Here is a 15,428-nt window from a genome sequence, read left to right on the forward strand (position 1 = left end):
CTAGGGCGTGTCTCCCATATGTTGAGTGAGGCTCGCGGCAGTCTGGTCGGGTGAGGTCGACGGGTTCGCGGTATCGGGTGTTCACGGATGAGCAGTGGGAGCGGATCGAGCCGCTGCTTCCCTCGAATGAGGGGCGCCGCGGTCACCCGTTCGGCGACAACCGTCGGGTCGTGGAGGGGATCGCGTACCGGTTCCGCACGGGGATCCCGTGGCGTGATCTGCCTCGCGACGAGTTCGGTCCGTGGCAGACGGTATGGAAGCGGCACCGTCGTTACGCCGGCGACGGCACCTGGGATCGGGTGCTGACGCGGATCCTCGCTGAGGCGGATGCGGCGGGGAAGATCGACTGGGCGGTGTCGGTGGACGCGACGATCGCGCGTGCGCATCAGCACGCGACGAACACGACCCGCCCGGAGCAGGACACAGGGGGCAGGATCGAATTACAGGAATCTGCCCTGGCAGGAGGTTGAACCGCCGGGGCACGGTATCGGCCGCTCCCGCGGCGGACTGACGACGAAGATCCACCAGGCCGTCGACGGCCACGGGCGGCCGTTGGCGATGATCGTCACCGGCGGTCAGCGCAACGATGGCGCGATGCTTGCCGAGGTGCTCGCGCAGATCCACGTCCCGCGGGCGGGCGCGGGACGCCCGCGCACCCGCCCTGATGCGGTGATCGCAGACCGTGCCTACGCGACCGGCGTGATCCGCAGCGAGCTGCGCCGCCGCGGGATCAAGGCCGTCATTCCCGACAAGCGCGATCAGGCCGCCGCACGGAAACGGCGCGGCAGCAACGGCGGCAGACCGCCCGGGCTCGACGCCGACGCCTACAGGGGCCGCAACGTCGTCGAGCGATTCTTCGCTCTCGCCAAGCAGTGGCGCGGCATCGCGACCCGGTACGACAAACTCGCCATCACCTACCGCGCCGGCGTCACCCTCAGCGCCATCCTGACCTGGCAACGGCTATTGGGAGACACGTCCTAGCGCGCGGGGAGGCGCCTAGGCTGTAGGCCATGTCGATCAACCCCGTGCTCACCACCGAACTGCCCTTCTCGCTGCCCGATTTCGCCAACGCCACCCCCCGCGACTACCACGTGGCCATCGAGGAGGGCATGCGCACCCAACTGGGCGCACTGGCCAAGCTGCGCAGTGACGGTTCACCCGCCACCGTCGAGAACCTGCTGGCCGAATGGGATGCTGCCCAGGACGTGCTGCTCCGGGCGATGAACGCCTTCTTCGCGGTCTACGCGTCCGACGCCACCGACGAGATGATCGCCATCGAGGAGGAGATCGCGCCGCGCCTCGCCGAGCACAGCGACGCCATCTACCTCGATCGTCACCTCTACGCCCGCCTACAGTCCCTCGAGGCCCGGATCGCCAACGGCGAGACCGAGGCTGACGCCCAGGACCGCTACGCGCTCGACGAACTGCTGCGCTCCTTCCGCCGCGCCGGTGTCGCGCTCACCGACGACGAACAGACGCGCCTCCGTGCGATGAACAAGCGGCTCGCGGAGCTGTCCAGCCGCTTCGAGACCCTGAACCGCGAGGCCCGCGTCGCCGGCGGTTTCGCCGTGACCGAAGCGGAACTCACGGGGCTCACCGAGGACGAGAAGGCAGCGCTGAAAACCGACGACGGATACCGGATCGAGTTGGTGAACACGACCCAACAGCCGCTGGCCGCCAAGCTCGCCGACGCCGGCGTGCGCCGTCGGCTGCTGGAGGCTTCCACCACCCGCGCCCTGTCCGGCGAGTTCGACACCCGTGAGGTCGTCGTCGAGATCGCCCGCCTCCGCGCTGAGCGCGCCACACTCCTCGGGTACCCGAACCACGCGGCGATCGTCGCCGAGGCCGGTACCGCCAAGACGGTCGACGCCATCCTGGAGATGCTCGTGCCCCTGGCCCAGGCCGCTCTGGCCAAGGCCGTCGAGGAGAGCAGGGACCTCCGCGAGCGGTACGCCGAGCTGAGTCCGGGGGCCGAGTTCACGGCTGCCGACTGGACCTTCGTGGAGGCGATCATCCGCCGCGAGCGCTTCGCCTTCGACGAGGCCGAGTTGGGCGAATACCTGCAGGTGGACAAGGTGCTCAAGGCCGTCTACGCGGCGGCCGAGGAACTCTACGGACTCACCTTCACGCTGCGCGAGGACCTGGGCGGACACGTTCCCGGCACCCGGACCTACGAGGTGCACGACGACGAGGGCATCATCGGCCTGTTCGTGATGGACTTCTGGGCCCGCCCCACGAAGAACGGCGGCGCCTGGATGAGCAACCTCGTGGACCAGTCGGACCGCACCGGCGATCTGCCGGTGGTGACGAACAACTGCAACTACACCCCGACGACCACGGCCATCTCCTGGGACGACGTGATCACCATGTTCCACGAGTTCGGCCACGCGCTGCACGGCCTGTTGGCCAGTTCCCGCTACGCGGGACGCTCGGGCGCCAACACCCCGCGCGACTTCGTCGAGTTCCCCAGCCAGGTCAACGAACACTGGGCCTGGACCCCTGGCCGGGTGCTGCCCGCCGAGTGGATCACCAAGCTGGAAGAGGCCTCCGCGTTCGGCCAGGGCTACGCCACCGCCGAGACGGAGCTCGCCTCGCTACTCGACCTGGTCTGGCACACCACCCCGCTGGAGGAACTGCCCACGTCGGCAGACGACGTGGAGGGCTTCGAGCGCCGCGCCCTCGAGAAGTACGGTCTTGTCAACGAGCTGGTTCCCCCGCGCTACCGCACGCAGTACTTCGCCCACATCTGGGGCGGCGGCTACGCGGCCAGCTACTACGGCTACGCGTGGGCGAAGGTGATGGACGCCGACGCGGTGGGCTGGTTCACGGAGAACACCGAGGGCGATTCCCCGGCCATGACGCTGCGCCAGGCCGGCGAACACTTCCGCCGCACGTTGCTGGCTCCCGGCGGCTCCGTCGATCCGATGGAGACCTACCGGAGCTTCCGCGGGCGCGACCCGGAACTCGCGCCACTGCTCGCCCGCCTCGGACTGACGATCTGAGAGGCTCCGGCATGGATATCAAGGCCGCACTGCACCGGCAGCTTCGTCTGCAGCGTGAGGCGCTCCTGTGGAAGGCGGAGGGACTGGACGAGCGCGACCTGCGCCTGCCCCGCACCCCCACCGGCACCAACCTGTTGGGGCTGATCAAGCACTGCCTGGCTGTCGAGCACGGCTATTTCGTGACCAGCATGGGGCGAGCGTCCGAGCTCAGGCTCCCGGAGATCGACTTCGAGCAGGATCCGAACGCCGACATGTACGCCACCGGGGATGAGCGCGCCGACGACCTCATCGAGCTGTACCGGGCGGTGGCGGTCGAGGTCGACCAGGCGATCGACGAGCTGGACCTCGACGCGCCCGGGAGGGTCGAATGGTGGGGCGAGCGCGGCGACACCACGCTGGGGTTCCTCCTCGCGCATGTGCTCGGCGACATCGCACGCCACGCCGGCCACGCCGACATCCTCCGCGAGGGGATCGACGGCCGGCTCGGCGTGCTGGCGCAGAACACCAACATGTGGGAGCCGGACGGCGGCTGGGACACCCACGTCCTGCGGCTCACCGGCATCGCCGAGGGCCTCAGCCAGCAGTGACCTCGTGGGTTTCTTCCTCCGGTGTGCGGAGGAAGAAGCCGGCGATCACCGCAGCCGTCCACACCGCACCCACCCCCAGGAACGCCCAGTGCGCTCCCTGCAGCATGGCCGCGGACAATCAGCCAGCCCGTGGCCGCGACACCCCTGTCACCGGGAATAGCGCAGCGGGTTCGGGAAGCAGGAGGCCTCCGTCGCGATCCTCAGGTCGGCCGCGATCAGTCCCCTCTCCCGTAGCGGGTAGAGCTCCGAGACCACCCGGTCGCGGATCGTGGCGGGGCTGAGGGTGTTCAGGTAGATCTTCGTGGCGCCCTCGAACCCGGCAAGCGTCGACACGCGCCACTTCAGCATGACCCGCCACGGCATGGCCAGGTTCACGTCGATGGGCCGGTAGTGCCACTCCTCATTCGAGGGCACCCGGGCCCCGGTGGCCGCATGCATGGCGTGGATCAGGTCGGACATCCCCCTGATCTCGTCCGGGTGCTGTTCCCAGGGGTCCGAGTGCTGTGACCGGGAATAGATCTCAACCGTCGGGTACCGGTGGCCGAACCCGGCGAACGCGACGGCGTGCTCGTTCTCCGCGATGATCAGGTTGCGCCGCGCGGCGTAGTTGGCGGCCGCGTCGTTGAAAATGTTGGGGTTCTCGCGCAGCCTGACCAGTTCCGCCTCCTGCTGGTGGCCGCGGTCGTCGATGGAGACAAGCTGCTTGTGGAGGTGGTCGAACGAGGCGCCGGCAGGTCTCAGCCAGTTCTGGAACACCGCCACGTAGCGGGCGTACCGGTTGACCTCGAACGCCATCCGCGTGCACTCGACGGTGTAGGCGATGAACTGCGCATGCTCCTCCGGGGTGAGCGTGCCTGAGGCGGCCAACTCCGAGTCGTCGGCGGCCGCATCGACGAAGTGTCGCCGGGCGATGACCAGGTCGTGGCCCCCGCCGAAGAAGCCTGACGCGGTCTGCAGCTTCTCCTCGTGGCTGAGTGCGGCCACCTCCGCGTCGGTCAGGCCACGGGCGTAAAGCTTCGCCTCCGTCACCCGCATCACGTGGTCGAGCCCCGCCGGCGATGCCAGATATGCCTCCCGCCGCTCGGCGACCGGGGCCGGCAACTCGAACCCGTAGTTCTTGTGCCAGTAGTCGTAGCTCAGGATCTCGAAGAGGTTCGGCACCCTCCGGAACTCCGCGACGGTGGTGAACAGCTCTTCAGCCGGCGTGCGGTAGAGGGTCGCCCAGGAACCGTCGTCGCGACGGACGACCCGGGACTTCTCGGGCGGGGTCTCCATGTAGCGCTGCTCGCAGAAGGGGCAGTGGCGGCCGCGCTCGTCGTCGCGGATGGGCAGCGGATGGGGAGCGATGAGGCCGAGCGGCCGGTCCCCCCGGCCGGGTACGGTCCACACCTCGGTGCCCGTGAACGGGTTGAGCTGCTTGACCGTCCCGTCGCGCAGTTCGGTGATGTACTCGGGTTCGCGCACGAGCGGTGCCATGTTCCGACATTAGCCGCGGCAGGCGTGGCAAGGTGGAAGTCATGACAGACCTCTCGCATCCCGCCACCGAGGAGCACGCTTCCCCCTGGTTCGATCTCGACGCCTACGTGTCGCTGCCCCGCCTCGGCGCCCTCAGGCTCAGCCCCGACGGCGAGACCCTGGTGTGCTCGGTCCAGGGAGTCACCGCAGACAGGACGGGATACGCCAGCGCCCTGTGGCGCGTGGACCCGCACGGCGAGCGGGCCGCCACCCGCTACACGCGCTCTGTGCAGGGCGAGTCCGCCGCAGGTTTCCTGCCCGACGGGTCCCTGCTGTTCACCTCCAAGCGCGACGTACCGGCCGTCGGCGAGGACGAGCCGAAGAAGTCGACGACCGCCCTGTGGTGCCTGCCTGCCGACGGTGGCGAGGCCTACGTGCTCGCCCGTCGCGACGGCGGCTGGGGCGACGTCCTCACCAGCCCGTTGTCCGACACCGTCGTGCTCGGAGTGCTGATGCACGCGGGAGTTGAGGACGAGGAGGCCGACGCGGCCAAGCGTGAGGCGCGCGGCAAGAGGAAGATCTCGGCGATCCTGCACGACGGCTACCCCGTGCGCTTCTGGGATAAGGACCTCGGCCCCGAGACGACGCGGCTGAAGGCCGCCACCGTCGGCGGCGACGGAGACCGCTCCTTGGAAGGCCTGCGCGATCTGACCGGTGACGTCGGCCGCTCGGTGCGGGATGCCGTGCTCTCCCGCGACGGCGCCGCGCTCGCCGTCGTCTGGGGCGTGCCACGGCCCGCGGGCGAGACCATGTCGCAGCTCGAGCTGATCGACGTGGCCAGCGGCCAGCGCCGCACCCTGGCCGCCGACGACGGGCACGAGTACGGCAGCCCCATCTTCACCGACGACGGCGCCACCGTCGCCTGCGTTCGCACGGCGCGCTCCACCGCTGAGCGCGCTCCGCGGCCCACCCTGTGGCTGATCGACGTCGCATCCGGCGAGGGACACGAGGTCGCCAGCGGCTGGGACCGGTGGGCCACCCCCGTCGCCTTCTCGCCTGACGGCCGCACCCTGTACGCGACCGCGGACGACGACGGCACCTGCCCGATCTTCGCCATCGACGTCGCCTCCGGCGAGGTGCGCCGGCTCACCGGCGACGGCTCCCACTCGTCAGTGCTGCGCAGCCCTGACGGCACCACGCTGTACGCCCTCCGGGCCTCGTACGCGAGCCCGGGCGAGATCGTCGCGGTCGAGGCCGCCTCTGGCACCGCCACAGTGCTGCGTGCCCCCGTCGAGTACCCGCCGCTCCCCGGCCGCCTCGAGCGCGTCGAGACGGAGGCGTCCGACGGCACTCGCGTCCCCGGCTGGCTCATCCTCCCCGAGGGCGCTTCGGCGGGCCAGCCCGCCCCGCTCACGCTGTGGGTGCACGGCGGCCCGCTGAATTCGTGGAACTCCTGGTCCTGGCGCTGGTGCCCCTGGCTGCTCGTCTCGAGGGGGCAGGCGGTGTTGCTGCCCGACCCTGCCCTGTCGACCGGCTACGGCCAGAGCTACATCCAGCGGGGCTGGGGTCGGTGGGGCGCCGAACCCTTCACAGACGTGATGGCGCTGACCGACGCGGCCGAGGCCCGCGACGACATCCGCAGCGATGCCTCGGTGATGATGGGCGGCTCGTTCGGTGGCTACATGGCCAACTGGATCGCCACCCAGACCGACCGGTTCACGGCGATCGTCAGTCATGCGTCGCTCTGGAACCTCGGCAACTTCGGGCCCACGACCGACGCCGCCTGGTACTGGAAGCGTGAGATGACGCCGGAGATGCAGGCGAAGTTCTCGCCCCACCAGTTCGCCGCGCAGATCACGACGCCCATGCTGGTCATCCATGGGGACAAGGACTACCGCGTCCCGATCGGCGAAGGACTCGCGCTCTGGTGGGCCCTGGCGAGCGCCTTCGACGGCGACCCCGCGGACCTGCCGCACCGGTTCCTGTACTTCCCGAACGAGAACCACTGGATCCTCACGCCCCAGCACGCCAAGGTCTGGTACGACACGGTGCTGGAGTTCGTGGCCGCACGACGCGAGGGGCGCGCGATGGGGGCCGTGGAGAACCTGTGAGGGCCCCCGGGCACGCCGTCAGAAGAGCAGCGGGTCGATCGCGACGGCGAGGAAGAGGATCGCGAGATAGGTGTTGGAGTAGTGGAAGAGCTTCATCGCCTTGAGCTGCGCCCCCTCCATGCCCGCCCGGGCGCGGCGCCACAGCTGGAGCGCCTCCCACAGGAAGATCAGGCCGGTGACCAGCGCGACGGCCGGGTACAGCCATCCCGTGGGCGTCACCGGCCACAGGAGCAGCGACATCACGACGGTGGCCACGGAGTACCAGAAGATCTGGGCCCCCACCTGCGGTGCGGTGCGCACCACGGGGAGCATGGGCACGTCGGCCGCGGCGTAATCATCCTTGTACCGGAACGCCAACGCCCACGTGTGGGGCGGGGTCCAGAGGAACACCACGCCGAACAGGATGAACGGTGCCCACGCAACGGAACCGGTCACGGCGGTCCAGCCGATGAGTGGCGGAAAGCAGCCGGCGATACCGCCCCAGACGATGTTCTGGGAGGTGCGGCGCTTGAGCCACATGGTGTAGACGAAGACATAGAAGGCGTTCGCCACCAGCGCGAGGATGGCGGAGAGCCAGTTGGCGCCGAAGCCCAGCACCAGCGTGGCCAGCACGCCCAGCACGATGCCGAAGACGAGAGCGTTGCGCGTGGAGATCTGGTGGCGCGGCACGGGACGACGGCGGGTGCGGCGCATGATCTCGTCGATGTCGGCGTCGATCACACAGTTGAAGGTGTTGGCCGAGGCTGCGGCGAACATGCCGCCGATCATCGTCCAGAGGATCAGTTCCCACGGGGGCAGCCCACCAGCTGCCAGGAACATGGCGGGCACGGTCGTCACGAGCAGCAACTCGATGATCCGGGGTTTCGTCAGTGCCACATAGGCCCGTATGACGTCGCCGAAGCGAGCCTCCGTAGGCTGGGCCTGAGCCTGGACCGCCACACGCACCCCGATTCTCGTCTTCGCGATTTCCGAAGCAGTCTACCCGCCCGCCCGCCGGGCACCTAAGCGATGATTCCCGGTGCCCGGCCAGCGGACGAGCGATTGCTTCCCCACCCCGCCGGGTGCGTCTAGTGTTGGTCCCGATGAACGCCTACACCAATCCCCTGCGCGATCCCCAGGACCGCCGCCTGCCTCGCATCGCCGGACCCTGCGTCCTGGTCATCTTCGGTGTGACGGGTGACCTGTCGCGCAAGAAGCTGATGCCCGCCGTCTACGACCTGGCCAACCGCGGCCTGTTGCCGCCCGGTTTCGCGCTGGTGGGCTTCGCGCGCCGCGACTGGGCGAACCAGGATTTCGCCCAGGTGGTGCACGACGCGGTGAAGGAGAATGCCCGCACCCCGTTCCGCGAAGAGGTCTGGGAACAACTCCTGGAGGGCATCCGGTTCGTCTCCGGTTCCTTCAACGACGACGCCTCGTTCGAGCGCCTCGGGGCAACCATCCGCGAACTGGACACCACCCGGGGCACCGGTGGCAACCACGCGTTCTACCTGTCCATCCCCCCGTCGGGCTTCGAGCCGGTCATGACGATGCTGCGCAAGCACGGCCTGACGGAGCGCGTCGCGGACGACAACTGGAACCGCGTGGTCATCGAGAAGCCCTTCGGCCACGACCTGGCCTCCGCCAAGGAACTCGACGCGGTGGTCAGTTCGCTGTTCCAGCCGCACGAGGTCTTCCGCATCGACCACTACCTGGGCAAGGAAACCGTCCAGAACATGTTGGCGCTGCGCTTCGCGAACCAGATGTTCGAGCCCATCTGGAACAACCACTACGTCAGCCATGTGGAGATCACGATGGCCGAGGACATCGGCATCGGTGGCCGCGCCGGCTACTTCGACGGCATCGGCATCGCCCGCGACGTCATGCAGAACCACCTCCTCCAACTCCTGGCGCTCACCGCCATGGAGGAACCCACCAGCTTCGAGGCCTCGCAGTTGCGCACCGAGAAGAAGAAGGTGCTCGCCGCCGCCCGCGTGCCGCAGCGCTACGACCTCCACACCGCCCGCGGCCAGTACGCGGCCGGCTGGCAGGGCGGCAAGCAGGTCATCGGTTACCTGCAGGAGGACGGTGTGGCGGAGGGCTCCGCCACGGAGACCTACGCGGCCATCCGTGTCGACATCGACAACCGACGGTGGGCCGGGGTGCCGTTCTACCTCCGCACCGCCAAGCGGATGCCCCGCCGCGTGACCGAGGTGGCGCTCAGCTTCAAGCGTGCGCCGCACCTGCCGTTCACCGCCACGGACACCGAGGAACTGGGCACCAACGCGCTGGTCATGCGGATCCAGCCGGACGAGGGCGTCACGCTGCGCTTCGGCGCCAAGGTGCCGGGCACCCAGATGGAGATCCGTGAGGTCTCGATGGACTTCGGCTACGGCGGTTCCTTCACCGAATCCTCCCCGGAGGCCTACGAGCGCCTCATCCTCGACGTCCTCCTGGGCGACCCGCCGCTCTTCCCGCAACAGGAGGAAGTGGAGCTGAGCTGGCAGATCCTGGATCCGGTCATCGAATACTGGGCGTCCCTGGACGGGCAGCCCGAACAGTACGAGTCCGGCACCTGGGGCCCCGAGTCGGGGCACGAGATGCTGGCCCGTGACGGCTTCAAGTGGCGTCGGCCGTAAGGGAGACAGAGAACTCATGATCATCGACCTGACTGATACCTCGGCCCGCGACATCGCGGCCGCCCTGATCAACGCGCGCCGCACAGTGGGCAGCGCCTCCGGCCTCGTGCTGACCCTGATCGTGGTCACAGACGACGACCACTTCGACGAGGTGCTCCGCGCCGCGCAGGCCTCGGCCACCGCGCACCCCTCGCGGGTCATCGTCGTGACCTACGTCGACGGTGACGAGCCGTTCCTGGACGCCGAGATCCAGGTGGGTGAGGGGCACCCCGGCGACCTTCTGATCCTGCGCCTGCACGGCTCGCTCCGCGAACACGGCGACTCCATCTGCCTGCCGCTGCTCTTGCCGGACTCCCCCACCATCGTGTGGTGGCCCAACACGGCGCCGGACCACTTGGCGGAGGATCCCATCGGTTCCCTGGCAGACCGCCGCATCACCGACGCCGCCGGAGATCCTGATCCGCAGCAGGCCCTGGTGCGTCGCGCCCGCAACCACGCCGACGGCGACACGGACCTCACCTGGACGCGCCTCACCCGGTGGCGCGCGCTCCTGACCGCTTCCCTGGACCAGACCCGGTCCGTCGTGACCGGCGCCTGCGTGCGTTCCGCGCCGGACAACGCACCTGCCACGCTGCTCGCGGCCTGGCTGAGCGAGCGCCTCGGCGTTGACGTCCACCGCGTCGACGGTGACCACCCGGGCGTCAACGAGGTCGTGCTCAACACGGAGAAGGGCGACATCGTCCTCAGCCGCGTCCGCGAGGGTGCCGCCCACTACCGCGTGCCCGGCGAGCCGGACCGCACCGTCGCGCTGCGCCGTCGTCCGCTGACCGACCTCATCACTGAGGAACTCCAGCGGATGGACGCCGACGACATCTTCGAGGCAGCGGTCCAACGGGTGGTCAAGGATTCGGAGGCGAGCTAGATGTACACGCGGGTGGTCCGGCTGGAGACGGCGGCGGACGTGAGCCGGGTGGTCGCGGCACAGTTGCTGGCCAAGATCATCGAGCTGCAACGCACGCAGGACACGGTGCACCTCTGCCTGACGGGGGGCAACGCGGCCAACGCCATGTATGAGCAGTTCGCTGAACTGGCCGACGGTTCAGCCCTGGATGCCTCGAAACTCCAGTTGTGGTGGGGCAACGAGCACTTCGTGCCCACCACAGACCCGGCCCGCAACTCGCTCCAGGCCATCAGCAGACTGGCCCGCACCGTCTCGATCACTTCCGCCGACACCCACATGATGGCGGCCAAGGACGGCCGCAAGGACAGCCAGGAGTCAGCGGCGGAGTACGAGGAGGAGTTGGGCGACACCCGCTTCGACATCACCCTGCTCGGCATCGGCAACGACGGCCACGTCGCGTCGATCTTCCCCGGCCACCCCAGTTTCGACCCGACGACGAGCCGCGCCGTGATCGGGGTTGAGGACAGCCCCATGGCGCCGTCGGAACGCATCTCCCTCACCATCCCCACCCTCAACCGGGGCGCGGAGATGTGGATCATGGCCACTGGCGAGGCCAAGGCGGACGCGGTGCAGCGTTCGCTCGACGGCGATGAAAGCATTCCGGCCGCGCATGTGCGCGGCCGGAATGCAACTCTGTGGTTCCTCGATGCGGGTGCCTCGGCCGGTCTCCCGGCCCAGCACACCTGCACCTTCTGAGGCCACCTCCTCAGCGGTGTCCGCTCAGTAGATGACCTCACCCGCGGCGCGGCGGGCCCGCAGTGCGGAGATCGCCTCTTCGAGGATCTGCGCTGCTTCGGCGTCGGTGCGACGCTCCTTCACATACGCGAGGTGGGTCTTGTAGGGAATGATCTTCGGAGGCGGAGGAGGATTCTCCGCATCCATGTTGGCCGGGAGGCCGCAGCGCGGGCAGTCCCACGACTCAGGAATCTGGGCTTCGGCTGCAAACGCCGGCGTGGTCACGTGACCACTGGCGCAGAAGTACGAAACGTGCATACGGGGCGCTGCTTCGCCCCGTTCTGCCTCGCCCATGGGACCGGCGCCTACACGGCTGCCGCGAATGGCGTTGCCACCTGCCACTTTGCTGTTCTCCTACTACGAGAAGTGATGGATTGAAAAGGGTATGAGGATGAGTGATCAGGCGCCGATGCGATACAGCACCAGGAGACCGACGATCGTCAACAGCCACACGACGGCGAGCACCACCGTGATCCGGTCAAGACGACGCTCAGCGGTGGACACGCCACCCATGGAGGTCGACATGCCGCCGCCGAACAGATCTGACATTCCGCCGCCACGGCCTTTGTGGAGCAGAACGGTGGCCGCAAGGAGGATGCTGAGGATCACGACGATCACTGACAGCGTGGTAATGGGCCATGAAACCAAGGGGACAATCACGCGGTACAGCCTAACCGACAGCGCCGGATAATCCACATCCGGTACCCCTGTGGTGAGCACTTTCGCCACGCATGGTTGCTCCGAAAGGAGAAACCCCCCAAAGCCCGGGCAGCATGCCCGGACGATGGGGGTCTCAGGTGGGCATGCCCTCCTGACGGGGTCAGGTGAGCGCCCGGCCAGCGATCAGAACTGGTAGAAGCGGACGATGGCCGCGAACTCCTCGGGCTGGAGGCTCGCGCCGCCGACCAGGGCGCCGTCGATGTCCGGCTGGCTCATGATCTGAGCCACGTTGCCGGACTTGACGGAGCCGCCGTACTGGATGCGCACCGACTCGGCGGTGGGTCCGTCGTACAGCTCGGCGACCTCCTTGCGGATGGCGCCACACACCTCCTGGGCGTTCTCCGGGGTGGCGACCTCGCCGGTGCCGATGGCCCAGACTGGCTCATAGGCGATCACGAGGCCGGCGACCTGCTCGGCCGTCAGGCCGGCCAGCGTGCCACGCACCTGGTTGAGGGTGTACTCGACGTGCTCCCCCGCCTTGCGGATGTCGAGGCCCTCGCCCACGCAGACGATGGGGGTCATGCCCGCGGCCAGGACCTTAGCGGCCTTGGCGTTGATGAGGGCGTCGTCCTCGCCGTAGTACTCGCGGCGCTCGGAGTGGCCGACGATGACGTACTGCACGCCGAGCTTCGACAGCATGGCCGTCGAGATCTCACCGGTGTAGGCGCCGTTGTCGTGCTGCGAGACGTTCTGGGCACCGAGGCCGAACTTCAGGCGGTCACCGTCGATGAGGGTGCGCACCGTGCGCAGGTCCGTGAAGGGGACGCAGAGCACCGCGTCGGACTTCTCCGGATCCCATTCCTTGTCGACGAGCGTGTAGTGCAGCTTCTCAACCAGGCCGGTGGCCTCGATGTGGTCGACGTTCATCTTCCAGTTGCCGGCCATGATGGGCTTGCGTGTCATCAGTTGTCCCCTTCCAGAACAGCGATACCGGGCAGTTCCTTGCCCTCCAGGAACTCGAGGGAGGCGCCGCCGCCCGTCGAGATGTGGCCGAACTCGTCGTCAGCGTGGCCGAGGACGCGCACGGCGGCCGCGGAGTCACCGCCGCCGACGACGGAGAGGCCGTCGACTTCGGTGAGGGCCTTGGCGACCGCAGCGGTGCCCTGGGCGAAAGCCGGGATCTCGAACACGCCCATGGGGCCGTTCCAGAACACCGTCTTGGCGCCCCTGATCGCCTCGGCGAACAGCACCTCGCTCTCGGGGCCGATGTCGAGGCCCATCTTGCCTGCGGGGATGGCGTCGGCAGCGACGACCTCCACCTCGCCCTTGGCTTCGCGGGCGTCGAAATCCATGCCGTCGGCGACGCGGACATCGACCGGCAGCAGGATCGTCTTGCCGGCGGCCTCAGCCTGCGCGAGGTAGTCGCGGCAGGTCTGCAGGTTGTCCTCGTCGAGCAGCGAGGAGCCGATGTTCATGCCCTGCGCCTTGAGGAAGGTGAACAGCATGCCGCCACCGATGACCAGCGTGTCTGCGACCTTCAGCAGGTTGTCGATGACCTGGAGCTTGTCGGCGACCTTGGCGCCACCCAGCACGACGACATAGGGCCGCTCGGGGCTCTCGGTCAGCTGCTTGAGGACGCCGACCTCCTTGGCGACCAGCGAACCGGCGGCGTTGGGCAGCAGCGAGGCCACGTCGTAGACCGAGGCCTGCTTACGGTGCACGACGCCGAAGCCGTCGGAGACGAAGAGGTCGCCGAACGCGGCGTACTTCTCGGCCAGCGCCTTGCGGGCGGCCTCGTCCTTGGACTCCTCGGCCGGCTCGTAGCGGACGTTCTCCAGCAGGGCGACGTCGCCGTCTGCCAGCGAGGCGACGGTGGCCTGGGCGGATTCGCCGACCACGTCGGTGGCCAGCTTGACCTCGGAGCCGAGCAGCTCGGCGAGGCGGGCCGCGACGGGGGCCAGGGAGTACTTGGGGTTGGCCTCGCCCTTCGGACGGCCGAGGTGGGCCATGATGACGACGCGGGCGCCGGCGTCGCGCAGGGCGCTCAGCGTGGGCAGCGCGGCGCGGATGCGGCCGTCGTCGGTGATGTTCTTGTCGGCGTCCAGCGGGACGTTGAAATCGCAGCGGATGAGTACCCGCTTGCCGGACAGATCGCCCAGCTCAGCAACGGACTTCACTTCGGTCCTCTTTCTTCTCAGATGTCTTCTTCGGCGACAACGGCCCTGTGGCCCCGGGCGGGGCCACAGGGCCGTTGTCTCAGACCACGTGGGTGGTGGTGTTGATCAGAGCTTCGAGCCGACCAGGACGGTCAGGTCGACGAGACGGTTGGAGTAGCCCCACTCGTTGTCGTACCAGCCGAGAACCTTGACCTGGTTGCCGATGACCTTGGTGAGCTTGGCATCGAAGACGCAGGAGGCGGGATCGGTCTCGATGTCCTTGGAGACGATCTCGTCTTCGGTGTAGACGAGGACCTTGCCGTCGGCGGCCTTCTTGATGATCTCGTTGATCTCCTCGACGGAGGTCTCGCGGGACGCCTCGAAGGTGAGGTCGGTGGCGGAACCCGTGGGAGTGGGCACGCGCATGGCGTAGCCGTCGAGCTTGCCCTTGAGCTCGGGCAGCACGAGCGAAACGGCCTTGGCGGCACCGGTGGTGGTGGGCACCATGTTCAGGGCCGCGGCGCGCGAGCGACGCAGGTCCTTGTGGGGGCCGTCCTGCAGGTTCTGGTCCTGCGTGTAGGCGTGGATGGTGGTCATGAGGCCCTTGACGATGCCGATGCCGTCGTTGAGCGCCTTGGCCATGGGGGCGAGGCAGTTGGTGGTGCACGACGCGTTCGAGATGATGTTGTGCTTCTCGGTGTCGTACAGCTCGTCGTTGACGCCCATGACGATGGTGATGTCCTCATTCTTGGCGGGAGCCGAGATGAGGACCTTCTTGGCGCCGGCCTGGATGTGGGCCTGGGCCTTGGTGGCGTCGGTGAAGAAGCCGGTGGACTCGATGACGATGTCGACGCCGAGGTCCTTCCACGGCAGGGCGGCGGGATCCTTCTCCGCGAACGCCTTGATCTCCTTGCCGTCGACGGTCAGGGCGTCATCGTCGTAGCTGACCTCGCCGGGGAAACGGCCCAGGATCGAGTCGTACTTGAGCAGATGGGCGAGGGTCTTGTTGTCGGTCAGGTCGTTGACGGCAACCACGTCGATGTCGGCCCCCGCAGCGACGAGCGCGCGGTAGAAGTTACGGCCGATGCGGCCGAAGCCGTTGATTGCAACCTTTACGGTCATGAGGAATTCGATCCCTTTCGAGCT

14 protein-coding genes are annotated in these 15,428 nt (G+C 68.2%); 7 read left to right on the forward strand and 7 right to left on the reverse strand.

Features of this window, described 5'->3' with window-relative positions; all coding sequences use genetic code 11:
- Nucleotides 1-77 precede the first annotated feature (77 nt).
- The 3 genes from ACZK4S_RS00005 to ACZK4S_RS00015 all read left to right on the forward strand — a co-directional run bounded on the left by ACZK4S_RS00005 (nt 78) and on the right by ACZK4S_RS00015 (nt 3,589).
- A protein-coding gene (locus tag ACZK4S_RS00005) for an IS5 family transposase (protein ID WP_463643408.1) occupies nt 78-981 on the forward strand; the annotation gives its coding sequence in 2 pieces (ribosomal slippage) (nt 78-400 and nt 399-981; 906 coding nt in all).
- A gap of 29 nt (nt 982-1,010) precedes the next feature.
- On the forward strand, nt 1,011-3,002 hold the full coding sequence (locus ACZK4S_RS00010) for a M3 family metallopeptidase (RefSeq protein ID WP_463643010.1): 1,992 nt from the start codon (nt 1,011-1,013) through the stop codon (nt 3,000-3,002).
- Between the two features lie 11 nt (nt 3,003-3,013).
- Nucleotides 3,014-3,589: a DinB family protein gene (locus ACZK4S_RS00015; RefSeq protein WP_463643011.1), complete on the forward strand. Its 576-nt coding sequence runs from the start codon at nt 3,014-3,016 to the stop codon at nt 3,587-3,589.
- A 147-nt stretch (nt 3,590-3,736) separates the two neighbouring features.
- Here the strand turns inward: ACZK4S_RS00015 and ACZK4S_RS00020 are convergent, their stop codons facing one another.
- On the reverse strand, nt 3,737-5,065 hold the full coding sequence (locus tag ACZK4S_RS00020) for a DUF4921 family protein (RefSeq protein WP_076058385.1): 1,329 nt from the start codon (nt 5,063-5,065) through the stop codon (nt 3,737-3,739).
- 41 nt (nt 5,066-5,106) lie between these two features.
- On the opposite strand from ACZK4S_RS00020, the gene ACZK4S_RS00025 reads away from it, so the two are divergent.
- Complete coding sequence (locus ACZK4S_RS00025; protein WP_076058384.1) at nt 5,107-7,155, forward strand: S9 family peptidase; 2,049 nt, start codon at nt 5,107-5,109, stop codon at nt 7,153-7,155.
- Between the two features lie 18 nt (nt 7,156-7,173).
- Here the strand turns inward: ACZK4S_RS00025 and ACZK4S_RS00030 are convergent, their stop codons facing one another.
- Nucleotides 7,174-8,106, reverse strand: coding sequence for a heme o synthase (locus ACZK4S_RS00030; protein ID WP_076058381.1), 933 nt, complete (start codon nt 8,104-8,106; stop codon nt 7,174-7,176).
- 131 nt (nt 8,107-8,237) lie between these two features.
- Here ACZK4S_RS00030 and zwf point away from each other — a divergent pair, with 131 nt between their 5' ends.
- The 3 genes from zwf to pgl are packed head-to-tail and all read left to right on the forward strand — an operon-like array spanning nt 8,238 to nt 11,427.
- Nucleotides 8,238-9,770: a glucose-6-phosphate dehydrogenase gene (zwf, locus tag ACZK4S_RS00035; protein WP_076059403.1), complete on the forward strand. Its 1,533-nt coding sequence runs from the start codon at nt 8,238-8,240 to the stop codon at nt 9,768-9,770.
- A 16-nt stretch (nt 9,771-9,786) separates the two neighbouring features.
- Nucleotides 9,787-10,692, forward strand: coding sequence for a glucose-6-phosphate dehydrogenase assembly protein OpcA (locus ACZK4S_RS00040; RefSeq protein ID WP_076058379.1), 906 nt, complete (start codon nt 9,787-9,789; stop codon nt 10,690-10,692).
- A complete protein-coding gene (pgl, locus tag ACZK4S_RS00045; protein ID WP_076058377.1) occupies nt 10,693-11,427 on the forward strand; it encodes a 6-phosphogluconolactonase in 735 nt (244 codons plus the stop codon).
- A gap of 24 nt (nt 11,428-11,451) precedes the next feature.
- Here pgl and ACZK4S_RS00050 read toward each other — a convergent pair whose 3' ends face one another.
- From ACZK4S_RS00050 to gap, 5 genes are all read right to left on the reverse strand, one after another.
- Nucleotides 11,452-11,808: an RNA polymerase-binding protein RbpA gene (locus tag ACZK4S_RS00050; protein ID WP_076058374.1), complete on the reverse strand. Its 357-nt coding sequence runs from the start codon at nt 11,806-11,808 to the stop codon at nt 11,452-11,454.
- Nucleotides 11,809-11,865: 57 nt separating this feature from the next.
- Nucleotides 11,866-12,195, reverse strand: coding sequence for a preprotein translocase subunit SecG (gene secG / locus ACZK4S_RS00055; protein WP_369819244.1), 330 nt, complete (start codon nt 12,193-12,195; stop codon nt 11,866-11,868).
- Nucleotides 12,196-12,309: 114 nt separating this feature from the next.
- Nucleotides 12,310-13,089, reverse strand: a complete 780-nt coding sequence (gene tpiA, locus ACZK4S_RS00060; RefSeq protein WP_076058369.1) for a triose-phosphate isomerase — start codon at nt 13,087-13,089, stop codon at nt 12,310-12,312.
- The gene (locus ACZK4S_RS00065; RefSeq protein WP_076058366.1) at nt 13,089-14,303 is read right to left on the reverse strand and encodes a phosphoglycerate kinase; all 1,215 of its coding nucleotides are present in this window, start codon (nt 14,301-14,303) and stop codon (nt 13,089-13,091) included. The genes tpiA and ACZK4S_RS00065 overlap by 1 nt, the downstream gene beginning before the upstream one ends.
- A 105-nt stretch (nt 14,304-14,408) precedes the next feature.
- Nucleotides 14,409-15,404 (reverse strand): type I glyceraldehyde-3-phosphate dehydrogenase, encoded by a 996-nt coding sequence (gene gap, locus ACZK4S_RS00070; RefSeq protein ID WP_076058364.1) that lies wholly within the window; start codon nt 15,402-15,404, stop codon nt 14,409-14,411.
- Nucleotides 15,405-15,428: the final 24 nt, after the last annotated feature.

It is taken from the genome of Tessaracoccus zhenghani, from assembly GCF_055326325.1.